Here is a 26,364-nt window from a genome sequence, read left to right as displayed (position 1 = left end):
GCGCCGTCCGTGTCTTGCGCCAGCAAGACTTTGGAACCGCTACGCATACTGCCCGGCAAGCCGCACTGCGGGCCGCGCCGCGCCGGCGATCGGTTGGCGCCCGGTGCTAGAATTGACGAGCAGTCATGCCTGATCTGCTACCTGCATCCATCCTGGATGCGGGCCGGTCGGGCACGTTCGTCCGCATGGGGCGCAAGTGGCTGCCTTGCGGGCGTGGCGTACCACAGGAGATGATCAAATGAGCGTTTCTCCGATATTGCGGCGGCCCGCGCTGGCATTTGCCGGTGCCGTGCTGGCCGGCTTCATGGTCTCGGCCCAGGCCGCTCCAGTTTCCTTTTCCGTACCGTTGACCGGTGCGCAACAGGTTCCCCCGGTGCAAACCCAGGGCAGTGGCAAGGCCGATCTTACCTACGATCCTTCCACCCGCGTCGTCACGTGGACGATAAGCTTCAGCGGCCTGTCCAGTCCTGCGACCATGGCGCATTTCCATGGCCCCGCCGCGCAGGGCAAGAACGCCGGAGTGAAGATCTGGCTGTCGCACAAGGGTTCGGCGGTCACCAGCCCGATCAAGGGCGAGGCCACCCTGTCGACCCAGGACGCGCAGGAATTCGCCGCTGGCCAGTTCTACGTCAATGTGCATACCAAGGATCACCCGTCCGGCGAGATCCGCGGCCAGGTAGTGCCCCCCAAGGGCAACTGAGCGCGAACCGCTAGCCAGGGCGCAAGCCCCCGGGCTCAGAGGTAAGCCGCCAGCAGTATCGCGGCGGCGGCGCCGGCCAGCAGCGCCAGCCAGGTCAGTATCGCTGGCGCCATGCGCGGCGCCGCGACCTCTGGCGGCAGCTGCTTGCGTCCCGTAAGCATGGGGCGCAGCAGGTCATGCCCCTTGGCCACGGCGTATACCGCAATGGCCAGCACATGCAGCAGCACCGCGGCCAGCAGGGCATACCAGAGTATCGAGTGCAAAGCCGTAATCGCGTTGGCCGCCCATGCGGGAACCCAGCTGGTGAACGGCCCGTCGTCGGCGACGTCGTTGTTTATGTAAAGGCCGCTTAGCGTCTCGCCCAGCAGCAGCGCAAGCAGCAACAGCACCATCCAGCCGCCGGCCGGGTTGTGCCCCACTTGCAGATCGGGCTCGCGCCGCAGCAGATGGCGCAAATGGCGCAGCGCGGCGCCGGGCGTGGCCACGAAGTTGCGGAAGCGCGAGCTTGCGCTGCCGAAACACCCCCACAGCAGCCGGAAGATCACCAAGGCCAGCAGGGCCTCGCCGATGCGGACGTGCCAGTCCATCCGGTCGAGCTCTACGCTGGCGTAGGCGGCGGCCACCAGGATCACCGCCAGCCAATGGAACAGCCGCGTCGGGAGATCCCAGACGCGCACCGGGCGCAGCCCGGGCCGGCCGGGCGGGCCGGCGTCTTTCATACCCAGCCTTCGATCCGCAGGCCCGAAGCCTGCTCGGCTTCTTCCCGGGATACCTGGCGCAGTGTCTGGCCGAAGCTCCACACGTGTCCCTCTGGGTCGCGGGCGGAATAGACGCGGTCGCCGTAGAACTGGTCTTCGGGCTCGCGCAGCACTGCGGCGCCTGCGGCGCGGGCGTGCGCGCAATGCTCGTCCAGCCCATGTTCGAGCTGGATGTGGATGGACTGGGTATTCTTGCCGCCGGCCGACGCCGGGCTGGCGGTATAGTCGGCCCATTCGGCGCCGACCATGATGCGGCCGCTGCCGAACTTCAGCTCGGAATGCACCAGCCGCCCGCCTTTATCGTAGATGAGCATGCAGCGTTCGAAGCCGAAGGCGTGTTCCAGCCATTCGATGGCCGCCACGGGGTCTTTGTAGTGAACAGCCGGGATCAGGTTGGGGCGTAGGGAAGAATTCTGCATATTGCGACTCCTTCGTGTCGTAAGCTAGGCGGCTGGCTTGGAGCCCCAGTCGTCGACTCGGACGTGCTGGTTACGGCCGGCAAACCAGCCATTGATGCCCGCACCTATGCTAAGCGCGACGAACAGCCATGCGGTGGCGCTGTAGCCGCCCGTCCAGCCGTGCAGCAGGCCCACCAGCAAGGGGCCGATCGCTGCCAGCACGTAGCCCACACTTTGCGCCATGCCCGAAAGGTGGGCGGCGACGTGCGAGTCGGGCGAGCGCAGCACGATCATGGTAAGCGCCGCGGAGAACTGCCCGCCCTGGCCGACCCCCAGTACCACGGCCCACAGCCAGACCATGGACAGGGGCGCGAACAGCAGACCCAGCAATGCGACCCCTGTGATGACGCACAGCCCGGCATTGAGCAGCCGCTGGTTTTTGCAGCGTACGGCCAGCGGCGGCACCAGCAGGCTCACGGCCACCTGCAGCAGGATCGATGCGGAAACGACCAGCCCGGCGGTGACGCCGCTTAGGCCGCGATCGCGCAGAATCGGTGCAAGCCACCCCATGGTGCAATAGGCGAGGGCGGATTGCAAGCCCATGAACAGCGTCACCTGCCAGGCGAGCGAGTCGCGCATCAGCCCGCGCACCTTGCGGGCCGGCGCGCGCGGCCGCGTACCGCGGCTGCCCAGCGACTGCGGCGCCCAGATTACGGCCACTACGGCCGCGGGCAGCGCCCAGAAGGCCAGCGCCGCCGTCCAGGAATGGCCCATGGCCTGAGCCAGCGGCAGCGTGAAGGCCGCCGCCGCGGCGGCCCCGCCGCACAGCGCCATGGTGTAGAGCCCCATCATGGATGCGGTGTGTCCGGCGAAATCGCGCTTGACCAGGGCCGGCAGCAGCACATTGCCCACCGCGATGCCGGCGCCGGCCAGCGCCGAGCCGATGAACAGCCCCGCGATGCTGCCGTGGCCGCGCAGTGCGGTGCCCGCGGCCAGCAGCACCAGCATGCCCAGCAGCGTGCGCTCCATGCCGTAGCGCTGCGCGAGCCCGGGAGCCAGGGGTGCAAACACACCCAGGCACAGCACCGGCAGCGTGGTCAGGTAGCCTGCGTTGGCCGAGGACAGCCCCGTCTGGCGGATGATTTCGGGCAGCAGCACCGACAGGCTGGCAAACACCGGCCGCAGGTTGAAGGCGATCAGCACCAGGCTGATGCCGAGCAGGGTCAGAGCCGCGCCGCGGGGCACATGGACTGCAGGAGCGCGGGGCGGGGCGGTGGGTTTATCTGTGGCCGAAGACATGAATGATTGCGTGTCGAGTGTGGTGTGCCGAAATGGCGCGGGCGCCGCTATGGCGCAAAAAGAGTGGAGTCCGTAGCGGATCAGGCAGGAGCGGCCTCTTGCAGCGCATCGAGTATGGGCGCCATGAAGCGCCGCACCGCCGCTTCGGCCTGATCCGGGTCGCCGCTGGCAATACCGCGCACCAGATCTTCGTGGGCCTGCTGGCCGGGCTCCGGTATGCATTGCTCGACCGTGGCCTGGATGATTTCCTGCACCGAGGTGGCGAAGAACAGATAGGTTTCGATCAATGCCTGGTTGTGCGAGGCCCGCACGAATTCGCTGTGGAAGGCGAAATCGCGCGCGGCGAAGCCCGGCTCTGTCTCGCCGTCGTAATACTGGCCGCGAGCCTGTACCAGTTCTTCGAGGCGTTGCAGATCGTCGGGTGTATGGCGCACAGCGGCCAGCCTGGCCGCCGCCGTTTCCAGCGCGCAACGGGTTTCCACCTGGTCGCGCAGGGTGGCGCGGCGCATCTGTTGCAGCGTGCGGCCCGGGTCGTAGCAGGCGCGCACGTAGGTGCCGGAACCCTGCCGGGCTTGCAGCAGCCCTTGCGAGGCCAGCATTTTGACGGCTTCGCGCACCGTGCCGCGACTTACACCAAGCAGTGCCGCCAGCGTGGGCTCGTTGGGGATGCGCGTACCGACCGCCCAGCGTCCGTCGAGGATTTCGCGCTGGATGCCTTGGGCCGCGGCGTCCGCCAGGCTGGTCTTGGAAGCGAGTAAAATCATTGAATGATTAAGTCATCTGATGACTTAATTGTGAGGCAAAATACAGGGAAAATCAAGCGTATCAAGGAGAGCAAGCAATGAAGACCTGGCTGATCACGGGAACCAGCACCGGCCTGGGCCGCGCGCTGGCATTGGCGGCGCTGAAACAGGGCGACACAGTGGTGGGCACCTTGCGCAACGAGGCTCAGCGCGCCGAATTCGATGCACTGGCGCCGGGCAGGTCGCGCGGCGTGCTGCTCGACGTAACGCGCGAGGCGGATATACGCCGTGTAGTCGACGAGGTGGAGGCCAAGGTGGGCCCCATCGATGTGCTGGTGAACAATGCCGGCTATGGTTTCGAAAGCACCATCGAAGAGGCCGACATGGCCGACATCCGCCACCAGTTCGAGGTGAACGTATTCGGAGCGCTCGGCCTCATCAAGGCGGTGCTGCCGCACATGCGTGGGCGCCGCAGCGGTCGCATCATCAACATCACGTCCATAGGCGGGATGACCACGGGGCCGGGCATGGGCATCTACTGTGCCAGCAAGTTCGCCCTGGAGGCGATCAGCGAGTCGCTGGGCAAGGAGGCCGCCGGTTTCGGCGTCAAGTCCACCGCGGTGGAGCCGGGGGCTTTCCGCACCGACTGGGCCGGGCGCTCGCTCAAGCGCAGCGCCCGCAGCATTGCGGAATATGCCGCTGTGTGCGAGCCGATCAGCGAGGCGCGCAGCAAGCGCTCGGGCCATCAGCGCGGCGACCCCGCCAAAGCGGCCGCTGCGATCCTGCAGATCGTCGCCAGCGACGACCCGCCCGCGCACCTGCTGCTGGGGTCGGATGCGCTCAGGCGCGGGCGCGCCAGGCTCGAGGAACTGGGCACCGAATTCGAGCGCTGGGTATCGCTTACGCAAAGCACCGATTTCGACGAGTAGGCCACCCGCGGCCCGGCGTAAATGCGGGCGCGGCGCCGTCTGCGCCTTGGGCGGCTGCCGATGCGCCGCAGTACACTTTTCACTTGCACAGGAACAGCCTTATGCCTTCTTTCGACGTTGTCTCCGAAGTAGACAAGCATGAACTCGCCAACGCGGTGGATCAGGCCAGCCGCGAGCTGGCGACGCGTTTCGATTTCAAGGGCACGGATGCCCGCTTCGAGCTCGAGGGCTATGTCGTGACGCAGTCCGCGCCCAGCGTTTTTCAGCTCAACCAGATGCTCGACATTCTGCGCGGCCGCCTGGCGGCACGCAGCATCGACGTGCGCTGCCTGGACGTGGCCGAACCCCTGGAAAATGTGGCCGGCGCGCGGCGCCGCGTTACCATCAAGCAGGGCATAGAGCAGGCCGTGTCCAAGAAGCTGATCGCCGCGATCAAGGGCGCCAAGCTCAAGGTCGAGGCGCAGATCAACGGCGACAAGCTGCGCGTCACCGGCAAGAAACGCGATGACCTGCAGGCGGCCATCGCACTGCTGCGCAAGACCGAGGTCGACCTGCCGCTGCAGTTCAACAACTTCCGCGATTAAGCGCGGCGGCTTGCCATAGGGTGCACGAGCAAGCTCGGCGTGCGTGTGGATTGAATTTTCGCAGCGCGTGCTCGATGCGGCGCTGCGAATAAAGCGGAGGCCTGAAGCCTAGGGCTTGAGCCGGTAGCCCGTGCGGAAGATCCAGCCCACTACACCCAGGCACAGCGCCAGGAAGAGCAGGGTCATGCCCAGGCTGACGCCGACGTTGACGTCGGCGATGCCGTAGAAGCTCCAGCGGAAGCCGCTGATCAGGTAGACCACCGGGTTGAACAGGGTCACCGTCTGCCAGAAGGGCGGCAGCATGTTCACGGAATAGAAGCTGCCGCCCAGGAAGGCCAGGGGCGTGATGATCAGCATGGGCACGAACTGCAGCTTCTCGAAGTTGTCGGCCCACAGGCCGATGATGAAGCCGAACAGGCTGAAGGTGAAGGCGGTCAGCATCAGGAACAGCAGCATCCACGCGGGATGATCGATGCGCAGCGGCACGAAGAAGGCCGCGGTGATCAGCATGATGGTGCCCAGGATGATCGACTTGGTGGCCGCCGCGCCCACGTAGCTCAGCACGATCTCGAAGTACGACACGGGCGCCGAGAGCACCTCGTAGATGGTGCCGGTGAATTTCGGGAAATAAATGCCGAAGGATGCGTTGGCGATGCTTTGCGTCAGCAGCGACAGCATCACCAGGCCCGGCACGATGAAGGCGCCGTAGCTGACGCCGTCGATCTGGTTGATGCGCCCGCCTATGGCGGTGCCGAACACGATGAAATACAGCGAAGTGGAAATGACCGGCGCCACAATGCTTTGCATCATGGTGCGCCAGGCGCGCGCCATTTCGAACCGGTATATGGCATACATGGCACGCCAGTTCATGATGGCTCCTTGAGCAGGCCCACGAATATGTCCTCCAGCGAGCTTTGCTCGGTGCGCAGGTCTTTGAAGGCTATGCCGGCCTCGCGCAGGCTGTTGAGCAGCGTCGCGATGCCGCTGTGTTCGCGCCGCGCATCGTAGGTGTAGATCAGCTCCGTACCCTGCGGGCTCAGGGTCAGGGGCTGGCCGGCCAGCTGCGGCGGGATGCCCGGCAGCGGCGCCTGCAGATCCAGGATCAGGCGCTTGCGGCCCAGCTTGCGCATCAGCTCGGTTTTTTCTTCCACCAAGATGATCTCGCCCCTGTTGATGACGCCGACGCGGTCGGCCATCTCTTCGGCTTCCTCGATGTAGTGGGTGGTGAGGATGACGGTCACGCCGGTGGCGCGCAGCGAACTCACCAGTTCCCACATGTCTTTGCGCAGCGCCACGTCCACGCCGGCGGTGGGTTCGTCCAGGAACAGGATCTGCGGCTCGTGGGCCAGGGCCTTGGCGATCAGCACGCGGCGCTTCATGCCCCCGGACAGGGTCATGAGCCGGTTGTCCTTCTTGTTCCAGAGCGACAGTGAGCGCAGCACTTTTTCGATGTAGGCCGGATCGGCCGGCTTGCCGAACAGGCCGCGGCTGAAGCTGACCGTGTTCCACACCGATTCGAAGGCCTCGCTGGTCAGTTCCTGGGGCACCAGGCCGATCAGTGCGCGCGCCTTGCGGTAGTCGCGCAGGATGTCGTGGCCGCCGGCCAGGACGGTGCCGGTACTGGGGTTGACCAGGCCGCAGACGATGCTGATCAGCGTGGTCTTGCCCGCGCCGTTGGGGCCGAGCAACGCGAAGATCTCGCCCTTGCTGATCTCGAGGTTGACATTCTTCAGTGCCTGGAAGCCGCCGGCATAGGTCTTGGAAATCGAAGAAATGGAAAGAATGGGGGGCATGGGTGGCATCGGATCGCGGCCGCCGTGATCGGCTGGTTGGGTGGCGCTGTATGGGGCAGCTTGGTAGTGTACCCGCTGGCCTCGTACCTGCGGCGTCGAGGTGCTTTGCGTCATGGATGCTGGGCCGCGGCGGCGCCGGCAGGCCCCGGGGCGGCGCCCGCCACCGGCGCGCCTGCTCCGGGCCGGCGTATCGCCAGGGCGATCAGGGCGGCGATCAGGCAGGCCGTGCCCGCCGCGTACAGGGCCGGAACGTAGGTCAGCAGCAGGCTGCGCGTGGCGCCCGCGCCGTACGCCGCCGTGGCGGCTCCCAGTTGATGGCCGGCGAAGATCCAGCCGAAGGCCATGCCGGCGCGCTCTTTGCCGAAGGCGGCGCCAGCCAGCCGCACCGTGGGCGGCACGGTGGCCACCCAGTCCAGTCCGTAGAACAAGGCGAAGATCGACAGGCCGTAGAAGGTGAATTGGGAGTGGGGCAGCCAGAACAGCGACAGCCCGCGCAGCCCGTAATACCAGAACAGCAGCTTGCGGCTGTCGTAGCGGTCGGACAGCCAGCCCGAAAATATCGTGCCGCACAGATCGAAGGCCCCCATCATGGCCAGCACCGAGGCGGCCGGCACAGGCGACAAGCCGAAGTCGCCGCAAAGCGTGATGAAGTGGGTCTGTATCAGCCCGTTGGTGCTCAGGCCGCAGATGAAGAAAGTGGCGAACAGTATCCAGAACGTGCGGTTGCCGCGCAGCTCGCGCAGGGCCTGCAGGGGCGCCGTCAGCGGCGCGTGGCGCCGCGCTGCCGAGTCGGCCGGGGCCGCGGCGGGTGCGGCGGGTGCGGCGGCGACGCTGCCGGGATCGGCCCCGTAGGCGATCAGGCCCAAGTCTTCGGGCCGGTCGCGCATGAACAGCAAGGCCAGGGTAATGACCAAGGCGGCAAACAGGCAGACAGGGGCAATCGACGCGCGCCAGCCGTAGTGTTCCACCAGCCAGGCGGCGCCCGGCAGGAACACCAGCTGGCCGGTGGCGGTGCTGGCCGTCAGCATGCCGATCACCAGCCCGCGGCGCGCCTCGAACCAGCGGCTGGCCACGATGGCGCCCAGCACCAGCGCCGTCAGGCCCGAACCCAGCCCTAGCACCAGGCCCCACAGCACCACCAGTTGCCACAGCGAGGTCATGGGCAGGGCCAGCAGCATGCCGGTACAGACCAGCACCAGCGCCGTGGATATGACCTTGCGCAGGCCGTAGCGGTCGATGAACAGGGCGGCGAAAGGCCCCATCAGCCCGTACAGCGCGAAGCGCAGCGCCAGGGCCGAGGAAATCTGTTCGACGTCCCAGCCGTATTCCTTGCCCAGGGGCCGCAGCAATACGCCCGGCAGCCCCAGCGCCGCCGAGGACGTGAGCATGGTCAGGAAGCAGATGAAGGCAACGAACCAGGCGTAGTGGATGCCGCGTCGTTTGAGGGTGTCCGCAAGGGCTTGAGCGAGCATGGGAGCGAGGGAGTTCCGGTTCGGAGTGTGGATTATCGGCTCAATTTTATTGGATGCGCATACGCCGGCCTGCCGACCGCCTGCCGGCGCCGGTGTTTAATGTGAAAGAAGCCCCTTTCATTCTCGGGGGGAGGCGGCGCCCGCCATGACCGTTAGGGCGTTTGTTTTATGATGCAGACAGCATGAGACGCAAGCCGGCCATGGCCGGCTTGTGGTGGGCAGCCGGGGCGCACACGGCGCACCGGTGCCGCATCTATCGCAAACTGGGCGACAGGTATGGATCCCGACGACAACGCGCTACTCACACCCAAGGAAATGTCCGCGGCCGATGCCGCGGCCATTCGCGGCGGCATCCCCGGCACAACCCTGATGGAGGCGGCTGGCAAGGCCGTGGCCGACGCGGTGCGTGCGCGCTGGTCGCGCATGCCGGTGCTGGTGCTGTGCGGGCCCGGCAATAATGGCGGCGACGGCTTCGTCGCCGCGCGCCACCTGGCCGTAGCGGGATGGCCGGTACGGCTGGCGCTGCTGGGCGGGCGCGGCCCCGCGGGCGACGCCGCGCATCACGCGGCCTTGTGGAAAGGCCCGGTCGAAGCCTGGAGCCCCGAGCTGCTCGAAGGCGCCGGGCTGGTGGTGGACGCCTTGTTCGGCGCCGGATTGTCGCGGCCGATCCAGGGACAGGCGCACGGCGTGCTCGAGGCCGTGGCGCGCAGCGGCCTGCCGGTCTGCGCGGTGGACGTGCCCAGCGGCCTGGACGGCGAGACCGGCGAAGTGCTGGGTACGGCCATGCCCGCCGCGCTCACCGTCACCTTCTTTCGCAAGAAGCCCGGGCACTGCCTGATGCCGGGCCGGCGGCTCTGCGGCGCAGTGCTCGTGGCCGATATCGGCATACCCGCCGAGGTGCTGCGCCTGGCGCCGCCGCGTTGCCACGAGAACGCGCCCGGCCTGTGGCAGGCCCAATATCCCTGGCCCGGCGCGCAGGCCAATAAATATCACCGCGGCCACGCGCTGGTGCTGGGCGGGGCCGTACTGACCGGCGCGGCGCGCCTGGCCGCGATGGCCGCGGCACGGGTCGGCGCCGGACTGGTTACGGTGGCGGCGCCGCAGCCGGTCTGGGCGGTATATGCCGCGGCGCTGACCAGCATCATGGTGCAGCCGCTGCAGGGGCCCGACAGCCTGGTGCAACTGCTGGCCGACGCGCGCCGCAACGCCATCGTCGCCGGGCCTGGCGCCGGCGTGTCCGACACCACTCGCAAGAACGTGCTCGAAGTGCTGGCCACGCAGCGCAAGACGGTGCTGGATGCGGACGCAATCACCTGCTTCGCGCGCGATCCGCAACTGCTGTTTTCGGCGATCACCGGCCCTTGTGTGCTGACGCCGCACGAAGGCGAGTTTTCGCGCATTTTCCCCTGCGAGGGCAGCAAGCTGGTGCGGGCGCGCTATGCCGCCCGCGAAAGCGGTGCCGTGGTGCTGCTCAAGGGGGCCGATACGGTCATCGCCGCGCCTGACGGGCGCGCCGTCATCAATACCAACGGCGTTGCCGACCTGGCTACCGCCGGCACCGGCGATGTATTGTCGGGCCTGATCGCCGGCCTCATGGCCCAGGGCATGGATGCGTTTTTCGCCGCCGCCGCCGCGGCCTGGCTGCACGGCGAGACGGCGCGCGCCTTCGGCCCGGGGCTGATCGCCGAAGACCTGGTGCGCACGCTGCCCCAGGTACTGCGCGCGCTCAAGGCCGGCATACTGGGCGGCCCGGCCGGCACGGGCGCCTGACGCGGCTCGGGGTTCGAGGCAATAACAACTCCGCCGCAGTCCTTGCGCTTTTTTTTGGCTGCGCGCGCCGTTCTCGCAAATACGAACTGGCGCACCCGGAGGCGCCGGGGCTGGCCCGCGTTACACTGGCAGCCTCGTTCCCGGCGGGAACCGGCAGTATTACCAAGGTCGCCTATGTCCGATGTCATCGCACTGGTTTTTGATTTCGACGATACGCTGGCCCCGGACAGCACCTCGGGGTTCCTGGGCGATATCGGCGTCGATACCGACGACTTCTGGTCGCGGCGTGTCGGCCCGCTTTTGTCCGAGCACGACTGGGATCCAGTGCCGGCGTACCTGTATTGCATGATCGAACTGTCCAAGTCGGAGCGCCACGGGCCGATCACGCGCCAGCGCCTGGCCGAATGGGGTGCGCGGCTGCCGCTGCACGAGGGCGTGCAATCGTTCTTCGGGCGCCTGCGGGCGCTGGTGCGCTCCAAACATCCGCAGGTGCAGCTGGAGTTCTACCTGATCACCAGCGGCATCGGCGATGTGGTGCGCAACACCCCCATTGCGCAAGAGTTCACCGACATCTGGGCATCCGAATTCATCTATGACGAGCAGGGCGGCATCCATTTCCCGCGCCGCGTCGTCAGCTTCACCGACAAGACCCGCTATTTGTTCCATATACAGAAGGGCATCGTCGGCGAGGCCTCGCGCAACAAGCCTTTCGAGGTCAATCGCAAGGTTCCCGAAGACAAGCTGCGCGTGCCGTTCGAGCAGATGATCTTCGTCGGCGACGGCTACACCGATATTCCATGCTTCTCGCTGATACGCAAGTCGGGCGGCGTGGCCTTCGGCGTATGGGATCCCAAGCACCGCGAAAAGCGCAGCCGGGCCTGGGGCTTCATCCAGGAGGGCCGCGTCTCGAATCTGAACCAGGCCCGCTACGGCGAAGACGCGGAGCTGTACCAGTGGCTGGAAGAGGCGGTGGAAAGCCTGGCGGGCCGCATCGCCCTGCAGGCCCGCATTTACCGTGGCTGACCGTCGTGGCAGGGACGCCTATGGCTGCCGATATGCCCGATGCCGCCGGGCCGCCGATGGATGCCGGCATGTCCGATGATGCCGGCACGCCCGGTTGCGCCGGGCCTGCTACGGGCCAGGCCGGGGCTGCGCCCAGCGATGCGGCCGCCATGCGGCTGGCGCTGCAGCAGGCCGGCCTGGCGCGCGCTCAGGGCGAGGTGCCGGTGGGCGCGGTGGTGCTGGACGCTTCCGGCCAGGTGCTGGGCAGCGGTTTCAACCGCACCATCTCCGGCAGCGACCCGACCGCGCACGCCGAGATCGTGGCCTTGCGCCAGGCCGCGGCGGCCGTGGGCAATTACCGGCTGCCGGGCATGAGCCTGTATGTGACCCTGGAACCCTGCGCCATGTGCCTGGGCGCAATGTTGCATGCGCGCTTGGCGCGGGTGGTGTACGGCGCCAGCGATCCCAAGACCGGCGCCTGCGGCAGCGTACTGGATTTCCACACGCATCCGCGCATCAATCACCAGACGCAGGTGGTGGGCGGCGTGCTGCAGGAGGAGTGCGGCGAGCTGCTGCGCGCTTTTTTCCGCGAGCGCCGTGCACGGCCCAAGCCCGCCGAGGGAGAACCCTTCGGTGGCTAACATCCCGCCGCACTAACTAGTACGCTATTGCGATTCAGCAGATTCGGTATTTAAGGCTTGCGGCGAATACGCGGGCAGCGGCAATGTAGAGCTGCGCGCCGATTCCGGCTGATCCTGGGCTGCCCGCCTGCGTCGCCCCGCCCGGCGCTTTTATACTACGGCCTGCACCCGGCCTTATTCCTTCAGCCTTTATACGGATTCCAGACGCCATCGCCATGAGCCATTCCGGACATCATCACCATCATCATCGTGCAGCCAGCGGTATCTACCTGATCTCTCCCTCGGGCGCGGTGGCCGATCCCAGTTCCCTGGAACGGGCCGCCGGCCGCCTGGCGTCCCTGGGTTTCAAGACCGTGATCGATCGCGCCGCGCTGGCGGTGCACGAGCGTTTCGCCGGTACCGACAAGCAGCGCCTGGCGGCAATCGCCCGCTCGTTGAAGCAGAAGCAGCCCATCGTCATGGCCACGCGCGGCGGCTATGGCCTGAGCCGCCTGCTGCCGGCCATCGATTGGCAGGCGGTGGCCGACAGCGGCAAGGTCTTCATCGGCCAGAGCGACTTCACGGCGTTCAGCCTGGCGCTGCTGGCACGTACCGGTGCGTGCAGCTATGCGGGGCCGACGGCGGTGTTCGATTTCGGCGGCAAGTCCATGGATGACCTCACCGCCGATCTGTTTGCCGAGGCCATGCGCGGCGAGCTCGAGATCCTGAGCTTCGAGTCGCCCGATGCCGACGCGGTCGACGCCCGCGGCATATTGTGGGGCGGCAATCTGGCCATGGTCGTGTCGCTGCTGGGCACCCCCTACATGCCGCGCATCCGCGGCGGCGTGTTGTTCCTGGAAGACGTGGGCGAACACCCGTTCCGCGTCGAGCGCATGCTGGCGCAGTTGTGGCAGGCAGGCGTGCTCGGACGCCAGAAGGCCATTGTGCTGGGGGGCTTCAGCGACTACAGGCTGGCGCCGCACGACAATGGCTATGACATGCCGTCGGTGCTGCGCTGGCTGCGTGCCACAGTAAAAGTGCCGGTGCTTACCGGCCTGCCATACGGCCACGTCAAGGTCAAGGCGACCTTGCCGGTGGGCCGCAAGGTCGGCATCGCCACTGAAGACGGCATGGCGTACCTGGTGCTGGACGAGCACGAACACTGATTGGCGGCCCGCCCTATAAGAAGAAGGGGCCGGGGGTGCTGCGGATAAAAATGACCATATTAAATAGTCATTTGTGTGATAAAATGGCGCTATCGAACGATTGCTTGCCAGGTGTGCCATGCGCGGTCAACAACAGGTGTCCAAGACCGAGTTCAAGGCCCGGGCCTTGGAGTTCTTCCGCCAGGTCGAGTCGACCGGTGTACCCATCATCGTGACGGATCGCGGTAAGCCGGCACTCGAAATCCGCCCATATCGCCCAGTACAGCGTGATCCGCTGGCAGTGCTGCGCGACTCGGTCGTACATTACGGCGAGCCTCTGTCTCCTGTTGGCGAAGACGCCTGGGAAGCCGGCCAATGGTAGTGCTGGACACGCATGCCCTGGTGTGGTGGGTATCGGGCGACGCACAACTCAGCGGCGCAGCCCGGGATGCTATCGAAACAGAGAGGCAGGGCGGGGAAGTCCTGGTGTCGGCCATCAGTGCATGGGAAGTGGCCATGCTGGTTCGAGCGGGGCGGCTGGCATTGACCATGGATGCTGCCCAGTGGCTGGACATCGTGGCGCAGATTTCCGGCCTGAGGTTTGTTCCTGTGGACATACTCCTGGCGGTGCAGTCGGTCGACTTGCCTGGGGACTTTCATAAAGATCCCGCCGACCGCCTGATCGTGGCTACCGCCAGGCACTATTGCGCGCCGTTGGTAACCGCTGATTCGAAGATTCGTTCTTATCAGCACGTCCAAACGGTTTGGTGAAGCGTGCCCGCTTGCAAGCGGCATAGAGCCGCCCTGCAGGCGGCTCTATGCTTTCGCCGCGCCGATGCCCAGATGCTCTGAACGGCCATAGTCTGGCCGAGTCACTCACGTATTGCGGCCTTGGCCAACGGGCTCGGTACTTAGCGCGGGGCCGCTTGTTAAACTAAGAAGTTTTCCCCTATTTCTTTTCTCTTCTTTTTGCGAATTTCTCAGTGATTTCCACCTCCAATCTTACGATCCAGTTCGGCCCCAAGCCTTTGTTCGAGAACGTCAACGCCAAGTTCGGCGAGGGCAACCGCTATGGCTTGATCGGCGCCAACGGTTCGGGCAAGACCACCTTCATGAAGATCATAGGCGGAGACCTGGAGCCCAGCAGCGGCAACGTGGCGCTGGAACCCGGCGTGCGCCTGGGCAAGCTGCGCCAGGATCAGTTCGCCTTCGAAGACCTGCGGGTGCTGGACGTGGTGATGATGGGCCATGCGGAAATGTGGCAGGCCATGACCGAGCGCGACGCCATCTACGCCAACCCCGACGCCACCGAGGAAGACTATATGCACGCCGCCGACCTGGAAGCCAGGTTCGCCGAGTTCGGCGGCTACACGGCCGAGGCGCGTGCCGGCGAGCTGCTGCTGGGGCTAGAAATAGGCGTGGCGCAGCACCAGCTGCAAATGAGCGAGATCGCCCCGGGCTGGAAGCTGCGCGTGCTGCTGGCCCAGGCGCTGTTCTCGAACCCCGACGTGCTGCTGCTGGACGAGCCCACCAACAATCTGGACATCAACACCATCCGCTGGCTGGAGGACGTGCTCAACGGCTACCAGAGCACCATGATCATCATCAGCCACGACCGCCATTTCCTGAACCAGGTCTGCACCCACATGGCTGACCTCGATTACGGCGAGCTGCGCATCTACCCGGGCAATTACGACGACTACATGCTGGCCTCGACCCAGGCGCGCGAGCGTGTCGCGGCGGTCAACGCCAAGGCCAAGGAACGCGTGGCCGAGCTGCAGGATTTCGTGCGGCGCTTCGCTGCCAACAAATCCAAGTCGCGCCAGGCGACCTCGCGCCTGAAGCAGATCGACCGCATCAAGGCGGGCACCATCGAGGTCAAGCCCTCGTCGCGGCAGAACCCATACATACGCTTCGAACAGAGCAAGGTCATGCACCGCCAGGCGGTCAATCTGGAAGACGTGGCCAAGTCCTACGACCGGCCGGTGATACGGCCGCTCTCGGCGATGATCGAGGCCGGCGAGAAGATTGCCATCGTCGGCGCCAACGGGGTGGGCAAGACCACCTTGCTGCGCATGCTGGCCGGCGACCTGCAGCCCGACGCGGGCAGCGTCAAGTGGTCGGAAAACGCCGACATCGGCTACATGGCGCAAGACGTCTCCGACCAGTTTCAGTCCGACGACAATCTGTTCGACTGGATGGGCGCCTACCGCAAGCCGGGCGACGACGACCAGGCGCTGCGCTCGGTGCTGGGGCGGCTGCTGTTCTCGGCCGACGACATCGTCAAGGCGGTGCGGGTGCTGTCCGGGGGCGAGAAGAACCGCATGAGCTTCGGCCGCCTGATGCTGGGGCGGCACAATGTGATGCTGCTGGACGAGCCCACCAATCACCTCGATATGGAATCGATAGAGTCGCTGCAGTTCGCGCTCGAAAAATATGCCGGCACCCTGATCTTCGTGTCGCACGACCGCGAATTCGTGTCGGGCATCGCCACGCGCGTGATCGAGATCATGCCCGATGGGCGCATCGTCGATTACATGGGCGGCTACGAAGACTATCTGGGCTCCCGCGAAGCCGGCGCCTGAGCCGGCCACGCCCCGCGAGAGATGAAAGCCGTGCCGTGTCCGGCCGCACTGTGCGCGTGGCTGGCGCGGCATTCTATCGTTCCCGCGGTGCCTGATTGCCGCAAGCGGCGCTGAGGCGGGGCCTCTGATGAAACGCTATACCCTGGCTGCGGAGGCGGTCAACGAACAGGAAATCCGCAAAAGCCGTTTCCGGGCGTACGCGGCGCCGGCCGAAACACCGGCCGAGGCCCTGCAGTTCATCCAGGCGCGCGCGCAGGCCGCGGCCACGCACAACTGCTGGGCCTACCGGGTGGGCCCCGTCTATCGCAGCAGCGACGATGGCGAGCCTGGCGGCACTGCGGGCCGTCCCATACTGCAGGCCATCGATGCCCAGCAATGCGACCGTGTAGCGGTGCTGGTGGCACGCTGGTTCGGCGGCATCAAGCTGGGCACCGGCGGTCTGGTTCGTGCCTACGGAGGCACGGCGGCCGAATGCCTGCGGCTGGCCGACAGGCTGGAAATCATCCAGCTCGCGCACATCGAATGCCATTGCCCTTTTGCGGAAATGGCGGCGCTGCGGCCACGCCTGGCGCAATTCGGCGCCCGCATCGAAGCCGAGGAGTTCGACACGCAAGGCGTGCGCTGGAAGCTGGAGATACCTGCCTCAGCCGTGGCTACGCTGCGGGCGCAGCATGCGGATCTGACCCGCGGGCAAGGCTTATGGAAGGAGCTGGAGGTGCAGTAAGAGGCGCCAGGAACAGGGCAGAGGCCCGAGAAGTCTGGCCGGCAAACGCGGGGCGCGCGGCCCGCGGCGATCAGGGCGGGCCGTCGAGTTGCGCGGCTGGGGCGGCTTACGCGTTCTGCTGGCTTTCCTGTTCGGCCAGTTCGGCATGCACCTTCTGCATGTCCACGGCCTTGACCTGCGTGATCAGTTCTTCGAGCTGGCTGCCGGACAAGGCGCCGGGCTGGGAATACAGCAGCACCTGTTCGCGGAACACCATGAGCGTGGGTATGGAACGTATGTTCATGCCCGCTGCCAGTTCCTGCTGCTCTTCGGTATTGACCTTGGCGAAGGTGATGTCGGTATGCTTTTCGGCGGCCGCTTCGAAAACCGGCGCGAAATTACGGCAAGGCCCGCACCATGGTGCCCAGAAGTCCACGATCAGGGGTTGGCTGCTGCCGATCGCGGCCTGGAAAGTGTGTTTGTCCAGATTGATGGTGGTCATGGGCGGGGTGAGCCAATGAAGAGCCGGGCTGTGCGCCGGGCATTGGCATCCAATAGAAAAGAAAAGCCGAGTGTACAGCCTTAGCAACTATTTTCGATTGATTGTTTACCCGTAGATGGGGAATTTGCTTGTTTCTGGTTGCAACAGGGGTGCGGCGCGGCGCATTGCGGCCGCGCCCGCCGGGGCCCGGCCGTGGTCAGGCGCAGGCCCCGATACAGAGCTAGCCTGGGAAGAACCCATACTTGATCACGAACAGCACGGCGACCAGCAGCGTAGCCATGTGGATGTCCTTGAACTTGCCTGTGATTGCCTTGAGCACCACGTAGCTGATGAAGCCGAAGGCCAGGCCGTTGGCGATGGAGTAGGTGAACGGCATGATGATGGCCGCCAGCGCCGCGGGCGCGGCTTCGGTGACGTCGCTCCATTCGATGTCTATCAGCTCGCGCAGCATCAGGCCGGCCACGTACAGTAGCGCGGGGGCGGTGGCATAGGCCGGCACCGAGCCGGCCAGCGGGGCCAGGAACAGCGACAGCAGGAACAGTATGCCTATGGTGAGTGCGGTCAGTCCGGTACGGCCGCCCGCCTGCACGCCCGAGGCGCTTTCGATGTAGGCGGTGGTACTGCTGGTGCCCAGGAACGAGCCGGCCACGATGGCGACGCTGTCCGACAGCAGCGCGCGGCCCAGGCGGTTGGGCTTGCCTTCCGGCACCAGCCCGGCGCGCTTGGCCACGCCTATCATGGTGCCCGTGGCGTCGAACACTTCCACCAGCACGAACACCAGAATCACGTGCACGAAGCCGGTGTGCAGGGCGCCCATGATGTCCAGCTGCAGGAAGGTCGGAGCCAGGCTGGGCGGGGCCGAGAACACGCCGTGGAACTGGTTGTAGCCGGTCAGCATCGACAATATGGTGATGACCAGTATGCCGATGAGGATGGCGCCGCGCACTTTCAGGGTGTCGAGCGCGGCGATGATGAAAAAGCCCAGGATGGCGAACAGGGCGGGTGCGGCGGTCAGATTGCCCAGCCCCACCTTGGTGGCAGGATTGGCCACCACGATGCCGGCGCTGCCCAGCGCAATGATGGCCAGGAACAGGCCTATGCCCGCGGCGATGGCCGATCGCAGCGAATGCGGTATGCCCTCCACCAGCCATTTTCGTATGCCGGTGACGGTAAGAATGACGAAGATGGCGCCCGATATGAATACTGCGCCCAGGGCCTGCTGCCAGCTGTAGCCCATGGCGCCCACCACGGTGAAGGCGAAGAAGGCGTTCAGCCCCATGCCCGGCGCCATGCCTATCGGCCAGTTGGCGACGAAGGCCATAATCAGCGTGCCCAGCGCGGCGGCCAGGCAGGTGGCCACGAAGACCGCGCTCTTGTCCATGCCGGTGCCGCCCAGAATTTCCGGGTTGACGAAAATAATGTAGGACATGGTCAGGAACGTTGTGATGCCGGCAAGGATTTCGGTGCGTACCGAAGTCCCGTGCGCGTCGAGCTTGAAATAGCTTTGCAGCATGTGTTTCCCCAAACAGTGGTTGATGCGATGCAAACAGGGGAATGCAGCGGCGCCCGCGCCTGGCCGTGGCGGACTCGTCGCGGGCGGCCGGGCTCCTTGCTTTCCCTACGCTTGCATACCCGTATACGTGGTTCTTTGATTCTTTTGGGCGCAAACCGGTACGACCGATCGCCATTCTAAGACGGTTTGGTTTCGTATGGAGGGGTTTATTCGGGCTGGAAACTCCACGCGGGTTCGGTTGTAAACTTGCGCACCATGATCATTCTCGGTTTCGAAAGTTCCTGCGATGAGACCGGCGTGGCGGCCGTGTCCACGCAACGGGGCCTGCTGGCCCACGCGCTGCACAGCCAGATCGCCATGCACCAGGAGTACGGCGGGGTGGTGCCCGAGCTGGCCTCGCGCGACCATATCCGGCGCGTACTGCCGCTGGCGGCGGAAGTGCTGCGCAAGGCCGGGCTGTCGTTTGCGGATCTGGATGCGGTGGCCTATACGGCGGGTCCCGGGCTGGCCGGGGCACTGCTGGTCGGGGCCAGCGTGGCGCAGGCTTTTGCCTGGGCGCGCGGCCTGCCGGCCATTCCCATTCATCACCTGGAAGGGCATCTGCTGTCGCCGCTGCTGTCCGAGCCGCGGCCCGAGTTCCCCTTCATTGCCTTGCTGGTGTCGGGCGGCCATACCCAGCTGATGCGCGTGGGAGGCGTGGGCGACTACGAGCTGCTGGGCGAGACCCTGGACGATGCCGCGGGCGAGGCCTTCGACAAGACCGCCAAGCTGCTGGGGCTGGGCTATCCGGGCGGCCCGGCCCTGTCGCGCCTGGCCGAACAGGGCGACCCCGCGCGCTACAAGCTGCCGCGCCCCATGTTGCACAGCGGCGACCTGGATTTCAGCTTCAGCGGGTTGAAGACCGCGGTGTTGACGCGCAGCAAGAGCCTGCAGGCCGAGCCGGGCGGCATGTCCGAACAGGCCCGGGCCGACCTGGCGGCGGGCACCGAAGCCGCCATCGTGGATGTGCTGGCCGGCAAGGCGCTGGCGGCGCTGAAACAGACCGGCCTGAACCGCCTGGTGGTGGCCGGCGGCGTGGGCGCCAACCGCCACCTGCGCCGCCGGCTCGAGCAGGCTCTGCAGGCACGCGGCGGGCGAGTGTATTTCCCGCCGCTGGAACTGTGCACCGACAACGGCGCCATGATTGCTTTTGCGGCCGCGCTGCGGGTGCAGGCCGGTCTGGCCGACCTGAGCGGCACCGGCCATGCCTTCACGGTGCATCCGCGCTGGGATCTGCAGGACGTTTGCGCGCGGGCCGCCTGAGCCTGCGCTGCCTGTTCGTCGTTTGTTTTTGTTTCCCGTTCACTTCTTGCCGCCGATGCGGCTTTCCTTGCCCGCCAGCAGGCGGCCGATGTTGGCGTGGTGCCGGTAGATCAGCAGCACGCTGATGACCACGATGCACAGGCAGATCACCGTGTCGAAGTCCCAGGCGACGTTGCCGCCGAACAGGTAATACAGCGGGGCGAACACGGCCGCGGCTATCGAGGCCAGGGAAGAATAGCGGCTGGCGTAGGCGACGATCAGCCAGGTGGCGGCGGTGGCCAGCGCCAGCCAGGGCTGCAGCGCCAGCAGCACGCCCAGCGCGGTGGCCACCCCTTTGCCGCCCTTGAAGCGCAGGAATATCGGGTAGACGTGCCCGAGAAAGGCGGCAATGGCCGACAGGCCCACGGCCAGCGTCGGCAGCTGCAGGTGGCGTGCCGCCAGCAGTGCGATCCAGACTGCCAGCCAGCCCTTGGCGGCATCGCCCAGCAGCGTCAGGGCCGCGGCCGTTTTGTTGCCGGTGCGCAACACGTTGGTGGCGCCGGGGTTGCGCGAGCCGAAGCTGCGCGGATCCTGCAGGCCCATGCAGCGGCTGACCAGCACGGCGAAGGATATCGACCCGATCAGATAGGCAAGCACGATCAGGGCCAAGCTCGAAAAGAAGATGCCTATGGGTGGCATGTCAGCCTCCGCACGGCCGCCCCGAAGGAGGCTGAAGCCCCCATGGGGGATGAGCCCGGACACGGCACAGTCCCTGCGGACTGTGCCGTGCCTGGCAAATCCGAGCGGCATGCAGGCCGCGAGGTGGACAGCGAACGTAGTGAGCGTGGGGGTCGTTTCATTTTAGACTCCGGGGCGGAACGTGTGCGAGATTCTACCTTGGCCTGTCCACAAAACGCCAAAACGACCGGGTACAATCGCTGGGATTCTAGGGTTTTCAATGGGAAGGCGATGCGTATTCTGGTGTCCAACGACGACGGCTACAACGCCCCGGGGCTTGAGGCCCTGGTCGGGGCGCTGGACGGTCTTGGGCAGCTCACCGTGGTGGCGCCCGAAACCAATTGCAGCGGCGCCTCGAATTCCCTGACGCTGAACCGGCCCCTCTCGGTACGCCAGGCGCCCAATGGTTATTACTACGTCAACGGCACCCCCTCCGACTGCGTGCACATTGCCATGACGGGCCTGCTCGACTTCCGTCCCGACCTGGTGGTGTCCGGCATCAACAACGGCGCCAATATGGGCGAAGACACGCTTTATTCGGGCACCGTCGCCGCGGCCACCGAAGGTTTTCTGTTCGGCGTGCCGTCCATCGCCCTGTCCCTTACCGAAAAAGGCTGGGAGCACCTCGACACCGCCGTGGCAGTGGCGCGCCAGCTCATTGGGCAGCAGGCCCGGCGGCCGTTTGCGCGCAAGGTGCTGCTGAATGTCAACATCCCCGCCGTGCCGCTGCAGGCGCTGCAAGGCATGCGCGTCACGCGCCTGGGCAAGCGCCACCCGTCGGAACCCGTGGTCAAGACCAGCACTCCCTACGGCGATCCGGTGTACTGGATCGGGCCGGTGGGCCATGTGTCCGATTCGGCCGAGGGCACGGATTTCGGCGCCGTGGCCGACAATATCGTTTCGATCACGCCGCTGCGCCTGGATCTGACCGACTACGGCAGCCTCGACGACATGCGCGACTGGGCAGGTACGCTATGCGCAAGCCTCTGACCTCGGCGCCCCTTCCGGGCGGCTACGGGCGCGGCACCAGCCGGCGCGGCTTCTCCGCGGCCAACAGCAATACCCGTATTTCACCCTCGGGCGCGGCCGCGCCGCGCGCGCCGCAGGCGGCGGCGGTGTCAACGATTGCAAACCTGGGTTTGAATTCGGAACGTTCGCGTGGCATGATGATTCAGCGCCTGCGCGAGCAGGGCATCCGCGACGAGCGTGTGCTCGGCGCGATGCTGCAGGTGCCGCGCCATGGTTTCGTCGATCAGGGCTTGGCCAGCCGTGCCTACGAAGACGCCGCCTTGCCCATCGGGCATGGCCAGACCATTTCGCAGCCCTGGGTGGTGGCGCGCATGATCTCCGCGGTAACCGAGAACCGTGCGCCGCTCAAAGTGCTGGAGGTCGGGGCGGGCTGCGGCTACCAGGCGGCGGTGCTGGCCCAGTTCATCAAGGAAGTGCATTGCATCGAACGCGTACGCGGGCTGTACGAGCTGGCGCGCCAGAACCTGCGGGCCTTGCGTCTGATTTCCCGGGTGCGGCTGTCGTACGGCGACGGAACACTGGGCCTGCCTGGCGTGGCGCCTTTCGACGCCATCATCGTTGCGGCGGCAGGCATTAAAATTCCGCAAGCCCTGCTCGAACAGCTGGCCGTCGGAGCCCGGCTGATCGCCCCCGAAGGGGCGGCGGCGCAGCGCCTGGTGCTGGTAGAGCGAACCGGGCCGGCCAGCTGGCAGCGCGAAGAGCTCGAGGCGGTACGCTTCGTGCCGCTGCGGGCGGGAATACAGGCGTAGCGGCCGGTGCAAGCCATGAATCACAATTCAGCAACAGAAGCAGTAGCAGCAGATCGTAGCAATCAGGAGAGCCATATGTATGCAGGGATGTCCCAGCCTTACGCCGCGCCGGCAGTCGAACATCGCAAAGGCGGTTCGCGCTGCCTGCTGATCGCAGCCGTCCTGGCATCGACCATTCTGGCCGGCTGCGCGTCCCGTAGCACCCATGCGCCGGTCAGCGACCTGACCGGGCCCGGCGAGGCCGCGGCTTCCAGCAGCGGCACTTACGTGGTGCGGCCCGGCGATACGCTCTACAAGATCGCCCAGGCCAACAATACCGACGTGGCCACGCTGGTGCGCCTGAACCACCTCAGCGACCCCTCGCAGCTGCGGGTCGGGCAGACCATCCGGCTCAGCGGCTCGGCGGCAGAGCCCTCCAGCGCACCGGTGGCCACGCCCGTGCCGGTGACTCCGACGGCCTCGGCCGAAACCCCGACACCGCCCAAGGCCAGCGATGCCGGCCTGATCACCTGGGGCTGGCCCGCTTCGGGGCGCATCATCCAGGGCTTCAATGCCAACACCAAGGGCATAGACATCTCGGGCGCGCCGGGCGAACCCGTCTATGCCGCGGCCGACGGCAAGGTCATGTATGCCGGCAATGGCGTGCGCGGCCTGGGCAACCTGATACTGCTGGGCCACAGCAACGGCTTCATCACGGCGTATGCGCACAACCAGACGCTGCTGGTCAAGAGCGGCCAGCAGGTGCATCGCGGCGCCAAGATCGCCACCATAGGCCAGACCGACACCACTTCGCCGCGCCTGCACTTCGAAATCCGCCGCAAGGGCACGCCCGTCAATCCGCTCTCGTACCTGCCGCCGCGATGATCCCGACCCTCGTCTTCGATCTGGAAACCATACCCGATGCGGCCGGCCTGCGCCGCCTGAATCACCACGATCCCGAGACGAGCGATGCCGAAGTCATCGAAGCGGCGCTGGCACAGCGCCGCGAAACCCATGGCAACGATTTCCTGCCGCTGCACTTGCAGCGGGTCGCGGTGGTGGGCTGCGTGTTCCGCGACGACAGCGGCTTCCGGGTCAAGACGCTGGGTGAGGCCCACGACCCCGAGGCCACGCTGATCGCCGGCTTTTTCAAGACCATAGAACGCTACACCCCCAGGCTCGTCAGCTGGAACGGCTCGGGCTTCGACCTGCCGGTGCTGCACTACCGCAGCCTGATCCACGGCGTGCAGGCGCCGCGCTACTGGGACACCGGCGAAGACGACCGCGATTTCAAATACAACAACTACATCAGCCGCTATCACAATCGCCATGTCGATCTAATGGATCTGCTGGCCAAGTACAACGGCCGCGCCAATGCGCCGCTGGACGAACTGGCCAAGCTTTGCGGCTTCCCCGGCAAGCTGGGCATGGACGGCAGCCAGGTGTGGCGCGCCTGGTCGGAAGGCCGCGCCGATGAAGTGCGCGCCTATTGCGAAACCGACGTGGTCAATACCTGGCTGGTGTATTGCCGTTTCCGCTTCCTCAAGGGCGAGCTCGACGCTACAGCCTACGAAAAAGAGATCAAACTGGTGCGCGAAACGCTGCAGGCCAGCGACAAGCCGCACTGGCGGGAATACATGGCGGCCTGGGACGACCCGGCTTGACGCCGGGTTCGGCGGGCGCCGCCCGCCGTTTCGCGTAGCGGCTGCATAGCGGCGCAGCGCGCCGCGCCGGCTCGTCGCGCCGACGGCGGGGCCGCAAGAAAAACGCCAGGCAGTGAAACCGCTTGAAACCGCTGGCCCCAGCCTGAAACAGATCCGAAACCTGCCCCAACGCACAATGGAAGCTCCTCAACACAGGGACTACCATCATGCAATATCTCAAGACTCCCATGCAGGCCGCCATCGCCGCAGTTGCGGCCGCCTTCGCCATGCAAGGGGCTGCCATGGCGGCTCCCGCGGCCGAGGCGCCGGCGCAAGGCCCGGCCATGTCCGCCCAGCATCACCGCGCCCCTGGCCACCATGGCGACCACGGCCATATGCGCCACCACGGGCCTTCCGCCGCCTTGTGGGTGCCTGGCTACGGCCCGGTGGGGCGGGATCTGCTGAAATCGCTCAAGCTTAGCGATGCGCAAAGCAAGCTGGTGACCGATGCCCAGGCAGCGCAGAAGTCGGCAATGAAAGAACGCTTCGCGCTCATGAAAAAACAGCGCAAAGAATATGTCGATGGCATGAAGGCGGGCAAGCTCGATCCGCACGCCGCCGCGCAGCAGGCGGACGAGGCTATGCAAAAAAGTCTGGCCGAGCGCCAGGAGGTGACCAAGAAATGGCTGGCGGTCTGGGATTCGCTCGATGGCACCCAGCAGAAGCAGGTGGCTGCCTATCTGAAGGGCCGCGCCGATGGCCGCAAGGCGCATCGCCATCCGCAGTTCGAGCACGCTTCGCATCATGGCTGGCACGGGAACCAGGCGCCCAAGGCACCGCCGGCCCCAGCGGCTGAGCCCGCTACGCAAACGCCGGCCCCACCGGCTTCCTGATGCCGGCTTCCTGATCCTGCGTCCAGCGTAGCATCCCCGGCCCCGGCGAGCATGGCCCGCCGGGGCCGGGGCCTGTAAAATCCAGGCTCGAAAGTTTTGGAACGCAGGAAATGTCGGAAGCACTCGCGATCGAGTCGGTGGATCTGGAGGCGCGCGGTATCGCGCGCCGCGACGGTAAAGTGGTTTTTGTGGAAGGCGCGCTGCCCTTCGAGCGGGTTCAGGTGGCTGTCGTCAAGCGCAAGCCTTCCTATGAAACCGCGCGCATTGAACGGCTGCTCAAGTCCTCGCCGCTGCGGGTGACCCCAAGGTGCCCGCATTTCGGTGTCTGCGGCGGCTGCGCCATGCAGCACGTCGAGCCCGCCGCCCAAGTGGCCATCAAGCAGCGCGTGCTGGAAGACACCTTCTGGCATATCGGCAAGCTCAGGCCGGCGCGCATCCTGCCGCCCCTGCACGGGCCCACCTGGGGCTACCGCCACCGGGCGCGGCTGTCGGTGCGGCTGGTCGAGAAAAAGGGCGGCATCCTGGTCGGCTTCCACGAGCGCCACAGCAGCTACGTGGCCGACATGACCGAATGCCACGTGCTGCCGCGCCATGTGTCCGACATGCTGGTGCCGCTGCGCCGGCTGATCGGCTCGCTGTCCACGCCGAATCGTATTCCGCAGATCGACGTGTCCGTGGGTGCCGACGCCACCGCCTTGCTGCTGCGCCATCTGGAGCCCCTGACCAGTACCGATCTGGAAAAGCTGCGCGAATTCGCCCGCCAGTACGGCGTTTGCTGGTGGCTGCAGCCCAAGGGGCGCGAAACCATCCATCCGCTGGAGGCCGCCGACCTCCACAGGCTGGCTTATCTGCTGCCGGAATTCGGTTTGCGCATGGGCTACCAGCCGGCCGACTTCACCCAGGTCAACGACGCCGTCAACCGCGTGCTGGTTTCGCGCGCTTTGGGTTTGCTGGAGGTGCAGGCCGCGGATCGTGTGCTGGATCTGTTCTGCGGGCTGGGCAATTTCACGCTGCCCCTGGCCACGCGGGCCCGGGCGGTGGTGGGTGTGGAAGGCAGCTCCAGCCTGACCGAAAGGGCGCGCGCCGCGGCGCGCGAGCACGGCCTGGCGGATCGCACGGAATTCGCCACCTGCAATCTGTTCGAGGTGGATGCCGCATGGCTGCGCGGCCAGGGGCATTTCGACCGCATGCTGATCGATCCGCCGCGCGAGGGCGCCGAGGCGGTGGCCCAGGCCTTGGCCGATCTGCAGCCGCAGGAGCGGCCGCGGCGCATCGTGTATGTGTCCTGTAACCCCGCCACGCTGGCGCGCGATGCCGCCATTTTGGTTCACAAGGGTGGCTATACGCTGCAAAGCGCCGGAGTGGTCAATATGTTTCCGCACACCGGCCACGTGGAGTCGATCGCCGTTTTCGAATAAGACCGCAAGAATAAGTCCGGTCGCGGTTCCTGAATCCGGCGCGGGCGGGGCGGGCTCGCTGCCTGCAAGTGCGGTTCGAGGTACGGCTCGAAGTGCGGCCCAGAAAAGGGCCCCGGAA

28 protein-coding genes are annotated in these 26,364 nt (G+C 66.1%); 18 read left to right on the top strand and 10 right to left on the bottom strand.

Features of this window, described 5'->3' with window-relative positions; genetic code table 11:
• The first annotated feature begins 238 nt into the window (after positions 1-238).
• Positions 239-700, top strand: coding sequence for a CHRD domain-containing protein (locus tag CEY11_RS02520; RefSeq protein WP_088601787.1), 462 nt, complete (start codon positions 239-241; stop codon positions 698-700).
• A 35-nt stretch (positions 701-735) separates the two neighbouring features.
• On the opposite strand, the gene CEY11_RS02515 is transcribed toward CEY11_RS02520, so the two are convergent.
• From CEY11_RS02515 to CEY11_RS02500, 4 genes are all read right to left on the bottom strand, one after another.
• On the bottom strand, positions 736-1,419 hold the full coding sequence (locus tag CEY11_RS02515; protein ID WP_088601786.1) for a cytochrome b/b6 domain-containing protein: 684 nt from the start codon (positions 1,417-1,419) through the stop codon (positions 736-738).
• A complete protein-coding gene (locus CEY11_RS02510; RefSeq protein ID WP_088601785.1) occupies positions 1,416-1,877 on the bottom strand; it encodes a VOC family protein in 462 nt (153 codons plus the stop codon). The genes CEY11_RS02515 and CEY11_RS02510 overlap by 4 nt, the downstream gene beginning before the upstream one ends.
• Positions 1,878-1,901: 24 nt before the next feature.
• Entirely contained in the window at positions 1,902-3,155 is a 1,254-nt protein-coding gene (locus CEY11_RS02505) for a CynX/NimT family MFS transporter (RefSeq protein ID WP_088601784.1), read from the bottom strand.
• Between the two features lie 80 nt (positions 3,156-3,235).
• On the bottom strand, positions 3,236-3,919 hold the full coding sequence (locus CEY11_RS02500; protein ID WP_088601783.1) for a FadR/GntR family transcriptional regulator: 684 nt from the start codon (positions 3,917-3,919) through the stop codon (positions 3,236-3,238).
• A gap of 77 nt (positions 3,920-3,996) precedes the next feature.
• Here CEY11_RS02500 and CEY11_RS02495 point away from each other — a divergent pair, with 77 nt between their 5' ends.
• Both CEY11_RS02495 and CEY11_RS02490 read left to right on the top strand, forming a co-directional pair.
• Complete coding sequence (locus tag CEY11_RS02495) at positions 3,997-4,827, top strand: oxidoreductase (RefSeq protein WP_088601782.1); 831 nt, start codon at positions 3,997-3,999, stop codon at positions 4,825-4,827.
• Between the two features lie 101 nt (positions 4,828-4,928).
• Positions 4,929-5,411, top strand: a complete 483-nt coding sequence (locus CEY11_RS02490; protein WP_088601781.1) for a YajQ family cyclic di-GMP-binding protein — start codon at positions 4,929-4,931, stop codon at positions 5,409-5,411.
• 108 nt (positions 5,412-5,519) lie between these two features.
• On the opposite strand, the gene CEY11_RS02485 is transcribed toward CEY11_RS02490, so the two are convergent.
• From CEY11_RS02485 to CEY11_RS02475, 3 genes are all read right to left on the bottom strand, one after another.
• On the bottom strand, positions 5,520-6,281 hold the full coding sequence (locus CEY11_RS02485; protein ID WP_088601780.1) for an ABC transporter permease: 762 nt from the start codon (positions 6,279-6,281) through the stop codon (positions 5,520-5,522).
• Entirely contained in the window at positions 6,278-7,204 is a 927-nt protein-coding gene (locus CEY11_RS02480) for an ABC transporter ATP-binding protein (RefSeq protein ID WP_088601779.1), read from the bottom strand. The genes CEY11_RS02485 and CEY11_RS02480 overlap by 4 nt, the downstream gene beginning before the upstream one ends.
• Positions 7,205-7,314: 110 nt before the next feature.
• Positions 7,315-8,676: an MFS transporter gene (locus tag CEY11_RS02475; RefSeq protein ID WP_088601778.1), complete on the bottom strand. Its 1,362-nt coding sequence runs from the start codon at positions 8,674-8,676 to the stop codon at positions 7,315-7,317.
• A gap of 276 nt (positions 8,677-8,952) precedes the next feature.
• On the opposite strand from CEY11_RS02475, the gene CEY11_RS02470 reads away from it, so the two are divergent.
• The 8 genes from CEY11_RS02470 to CEY11_RS02435 all read left to right on the top strand — a co-directional run bounded on the left by CEY11_RS02470 (position 8,953) and on the right by CEY11_RS02435 (position 16,522).
• Entirely contained in the window at positions 8,953-10,446 is a 1,494-nt protein-coding gene (locus CEY11_RS02470; protein ID WP_088601777.1) for an NAD(P)H-hydrate dehydratase, read from the top strand.
• 174 nt (positions 10,447-10,620) lie between these two features.
• Positions 10,621-11,469, top strand: coding sequence for an HAD family hydrolase (locus CEY11_RS02465; RefSeq protein ID WP_088601776.1), 849 nt, complete (start codon positions 10,621-10,623; stop codon positions 11,467-11,469).
• A gap of 68 nt (positions 11,470-11,537) precedes the next feature.
• Complete coding sequence (gene tadA / locus CEY11_RS02460) at positions 11,538-12,089, top strand: tRNA adenosine(34) deaminase TadA (RefSeq protein WP_408608097.1); 552 nt, start codon at positions 11,538-11,540, stop codon at positions 12,087-12,089.
• Positions 12,090-12,304: 215 nt separating this feature from the next.
• Positions 12,305-13,234, top strand: coding sequence for an LD-carboxypeptidase (locus CEY11_RS02455; RefSeq protein ID WP_088601775.1), 930 nt, complete (start codon positions 12,305-12,307; stop codon positions 13,232-13,234).
• 118 nt (positions 13,235-13,352) lie between these two features.
• Positions 13,353-13,595, top strand: a complete 243-nt coding sequence (locus CEY11_RS02450; RefSeq protein ID WP_088601774.1) for a type II toxin-antitoxin system Phd/YefM family antitoxin — start codon at positions 13,353-13,355, stop codon at positions 13,593-13,595.
• Positions 13,589-13,984 (top strand): type II toxin-antitoxin system VapC family toxin, encoded by a 396-nt coding sequence (locus CEY11_RS02445; protein ID WP_088601773.1) that lies wholly within the window; start codon positions 13,589-13,591, stop codon positions 13,982-13,984. The genes CEY11_RS02450 and CEY11_RS02445 overlap by 7 nt, the downstream gene beginning before the upstream one ends.
• Positions 13,985-14,196: 212 nt before the next feature.
• The gene (locus CEY11_RS02440; protein WP_088601772.1) at positions 14,197-15,798 is read left to right on the top strand and encodes an ABC-F family ATPase; all 1,602 of its coding nucleotides are present in this window, start codon (positions 14,197-14,199) and stop codon (positions 15,796-15,798) included.
• 127 nt (positions 15,799-15,925) lie between these two features.
• On the top strand, positions 15,926-16,522 hold the full coding sequence (locus tag CEY11_RS02435; protein ID WP_088601771.1) for an IMPACT family protein: 597 nt from the start codon (positions 15,926-15,928) through the stop codon (positions 16,520-16,522).
• A gap of 106 nt (positions 16,523-16,628) precedes the next feature.
• Here CEY11_RS02435 and trxA read toward each other — a convergent pair whose 3' ends face one another.
• Positions 16,629-17,003, bottom strand: a complete 375-nt coding sequence (gene trxA, locus CEY11_RS02430; RefSeq protein WP_088601770.1) for a thioredoxin — start codon at positions 17,001-17,003, stop codon at positions 16,629-16,631.
• 220 nt (positions 17,004-17,223) lie between these two features.
• Entirely contained in the window at positions 17,224-18,516 is a 1,293-nt protein-coding gene (locus CEY11_RS02425) for an NCS2 family permease (RefSeq protein ID WP_088601769.1), read from the bottom strand.
• A gap of 255 nt (positions 18,517-18,771) precedes the next feature.
• On the opposite strand from CEY11_RS02425, the gene tsaD reads away from it, so the two are divergent.
• Positions 18,772-19,818, top strand: a complete 1,047-nt coding sequence (tsaD, locus tag CEY11_RS02420) for a tRNA (adenosine(37)-N6)-threonylcarbamoyltransferase complex transferase subunit TsaD (RefSeq protein ID WP_088601768.1) — start codon at positions 18,772-18,774, stop codon at positions 19,816-19,818.
• Between the two features lie 39 nt (positions 19,819-19,857).
• Here the strand turns inward: tsaD and plsY are convergent, their stop codons facing one another.
• Positions 19,858-20,496 (bottom strand): glycerol-3-phosphate 1-O-acyltransferase PlsY, encoded by a 639-nt coding sequence (plsY, locus tag CEY11_RS02415; protein WP_088601767.1) that lies wholly within the window; start codon positions 20,494-20,496, stop codon positions 19,858-19,860.
• A gap of 270 nt (positions 20,497-20,766) precedes the next feature.
• Between plsY and surE the strand changes: the two genes are divergently transcribed.
• The 6 genes from surE to rlmD all read left to right on the top strand — a co-directional run bounded on the left by surE (position 20,767) and on the right by rlmD (position 26,246).
• Positions 20,767-21,525 (top strand): 5'/3'-nucleotidase SurE, encoded by a 759-nt coding sequence (gene surE, locus CEY11_RS02410; protein ID WP_088601766.1) that lies wholly within the window; start codon positions 20,767-20,769, stop codon positions 21,523-21,525.
• Positions 21,510-22,313 (top strand): protein-L-isoaspartate(D-aspartate) O-methyltransferase, encoded by an 804-nt coding sequence (locus tag CEY11_RS02405; RefSeq protein ID WP_088601765.1) that lies wholly within the window; start codon positions 21,510-21,512, stop codon positions 22,311-22,313. The genes surE and CEY11_RS02405 overlap by 16 nt, the downstream gene beginning before the upstream one ends.
• A gap of 75 nt (positions 22,314-22,388) precedes the next feature.
• Complete coding sequence (locus CEY11_RS02400) at positions 22,389-23,177, top strand: peptidoglycan DD-metalloendopeptidase family protein (protein ID WP_088601764.1); 789 nt, start codon at positions 22,389-22,391, stop codon at positions 23,175-23,177.
• Positions 23,174-23,956 (top strand): 3'-5' exonuclease, encoded by a 783-nt coding sequence (locus CEY11_RS02395; RefSeq protein ID WP_088601763.1) that lies wholly within the window; start codon positions 23,174-23,176, stop codon positions 23,954-23,956. Before CEY11_RS02400 ends, CEY11_RS02395 begins: the two co-directional genes overlap by 4 nt.
• 206 nt (positions 23,957-24,162) lie before the next feature.
• Positions 24,163-24,828 carry a Spy/CpxP family protein refolding chaperone gene (locus CEY11_RS02390; protein ID WP_088601762.1) on the top strand — a complete coding sequence of 222 codons (666 nt, stop codon included), beginning with the start codon at positions 24,163-24,165 and terminating at the stop codon, positions 24,826-24,828.
• 110 nt (positions 24,829-24,938) lie between these two features.
• Positions 24,939-26,246, top strand: coding sequence for a 23S rRNA (uracil(1939)-C(5))-methyltransferase RlmD (rlmD, locus tag CEY11_RS02385; RefSeq protein ID WP_088601761.1), 1,308 nt, complete (start codon positions 24,939-24,941; stop codon positions 26,244-26,246).
• Positions 26,247-26,364 lie beyond the last annotated feature (118 nt).

It is taken from the genome of Candidimonas nitroreducens, assembly GCF_002209565.1.
Lineage (GTDB): Bacteria > Pseudomonadota > Gammaproteobacteria > Burkholderiales > Burkholderiaceae_B > Candidimonas > Candidimonas nitroreducens.
The sequence above is the reverse complement of the archived record's forward strand: the minus strand, read 5'-3'. Positions and strand labels throughout refer to the sequence as shown.

What these genes read in the sequence shown, in the direction of transcription:
- CEY11_RS02515 (WP_088601786.1), bottom strand. Translation starts at nt 1,419, where the DNA reads ATGAAAGACGCCGGCCCGCCCGGCCGGCCCGGGCTGCGCCCGGTGCGC.
- CEY11_RS02510 (WP_088601785.1), bottom strand. Translation starts at nt 1,877, where the DNA reads ATGCAGAATTCTTCCCTACGCCCCAACCTGATCCCGGCTGTTCACTAC.
- CEY11_RS02390 (WP_088601762.1), top strand. Translation starts at nt 24,163, where the DNA reads ATGCAATATCTCAAGACTCCCATGCAGGCCGCCATCGCCGCAGTTGCG.
- CEY11_RS02435 (WP_088601771.1), top strand. Translation starts at nt 15,926, where the DNA reads ATGAAACGCTATACCCTGGCTGCGGAGGCGGTCAACGAACAGGAAATC.
- tadA (WP_408608097.1), top strand. Translation starts at nt 11,538, where the DNA reads ATGTCCGATGATGCCGGCACGCCCGGTTGCGCCGGGCCTGCTACGGGC.
- CEY11_RS02480 (WP_088601779.1), bottom strand. Translation starts at nt 7,204, where the DNA reads ATGCCCCCCATTCTTTCCATTTCTTCGATTTCCAAGACCTATGCCGGC.
- CEY11_RS02405 (WP_088601765.1), top strand. Translation starts at nt 21,510, where the DNA reads ATGCGCAAGCCTCTGACCTCGGCGCCCCTTCCGGGCGGCTACGGGCGC.
- CEY11_RS02445 (WP_088601773.1), top strand. Translation starts at nt 13,589, where the DNA reads ATGGTAGTGCTGGACACGCATGCCCTGGTGTGGTGGGTATCGGGCGAC.
- CEY11_RS02450 (WP_088601774.1), top strand. Translation starts at nt 13,353, where the DNA reads ATGCGCGGTCAACAACAGGTGTCCAAGACCGAGTTCAAGGCCCGGGCC.
- CEY11_RS02520 (WP_088601787.1), top strand. Translation starts at nt 239, where the DNA reads ATGAGCGTTTCTCCGATATTGCGGCGGCCCGCGCTGGCATTTGCCGGT.
- CEY11_RS02465 (WP_088601776.1), top strand. Translation starts at nt 10,621, where the DNA reads ATGTCCGATGTCATCGCACTGGTTTTTGATTTCGACGATACGCTGGCC.
- CEY11_RS02455 (WP_088601775.1), top strand. Translation starts at nt 12,305, where the DNA reads ATGAGCCATTCCGGACATCATCACCATCATCATCGTGCAGCCAGCGGT.
- CEY11_RS02395 (WP_088601763.1), top strand. Translation starts at nt 23,174, where the DNA reads ATGATCCCGACCCTCGTCTTCGATCTGGAAACCATACCCGATGCGGCC.
- CEY11_RS02475 (WP_088601778.1), bottom strand. Translation starts at nt 8,676, where the DNA reads ATGCTCGCTCAAGCCCTTGCGGACACCCTCAAACGACGCGGCATCCAC.
- surE (WP_088601766.1), top strand. Translation starts at nt 20,767, where the DNA reads ATGCGTATTCTGGTGTCCAACGACGACGGCTACAACGCCCCGGGGCTT.
- CEY11_RS02485 (WP_088601780.1), bottom strand. Translation starts at nt 6,281, where the DNA reads ATGAACTGGCGTGCCATGTATGCCATATACCGGTTCGAAATGGCGCGC.
- CEY11_RS02500 (WP_088601783.1), bottom strand. Translation starts at nt 3,919, where the DNA reads ATGATTTTACTCGCTTCCAAGACCAGCCTGGCGGACGCCGCGGCCCAA.
- CEY11_RS02470 (WP_088601777.1), top strand. Translation starts at nt 8,953, where the DNA reads ATGGATCCCGACGACAACGCGCTACTCACACCCAAGGAAATGTCCGCG.
- CEY11_RS02425 (WP_088601769.1), bottom strand. Translation starts at nt 18,516, where the DNA reads ATGCTGCAAAGCTATTTCAAGCTCGACGCGCACGGGACTTCGGTACGC.
- tsaD (WP_088601768.1), top strand. Translation starts at nt 18,772, where the DNA reads ATGATCATTCTCGGTTTCGAAAGTTCCTGCGATGAGACCGGCGTGGCG.
- plsY (WP_088601767.1), bottom strand. Translation starts at nt 20,496, where the DNA reads ATGCCACCCATAGGCATCTTCTTTTCGAGCTTGGCCCTGATCGTGCTT.
- CEY11_RS02495 (WP_088601782.1), top strand. Translation starts at nt 3,997, where the DNA reads ATGAAGACCTGGCTGATCACGGGAACCAGCACCGGCCTGGGCCGCGCG.
- CEY11_RS02490 (WP_088601781.1), top strand. Translation starts at nt 4,929, where the DNA reads ATGCCTTCTTTCGACGTTGTCTCCGAAGTAGACAAGCATGAACTCGCC.
- rlmD (WP_088601761.1), top strand. Translation starts at nt 24,939, where the DNA reads ATGTCGGAAGCACTCGCGATCGAGTCGGTGGATCTGGAGGCGCGCGGT.
- CEY11_RS02505 (WP_088601784.1), bottom strand. Translation starts at nt 3,155, where the DNA reads ATGTCTTCGGCCACAGATAAACCCACCGCCCCGCCCCGCGCTCCTGCA.
- CEY11_RS02400 (WP_088601764.1), top strand. Translation starts at nt 22,389, where the DNA reads ATGTATGCAGGGATGTCCCAGCCTTACGCCGCGCCGGCAGTCGAACAT.
- trxA (WP_088601770.1), bottom strand. Translation starts at nt 17,003, where the DNA reads ATGACCACCATCAATCTGGACAAACACACTTTCCAGGCCGCGATCGGC.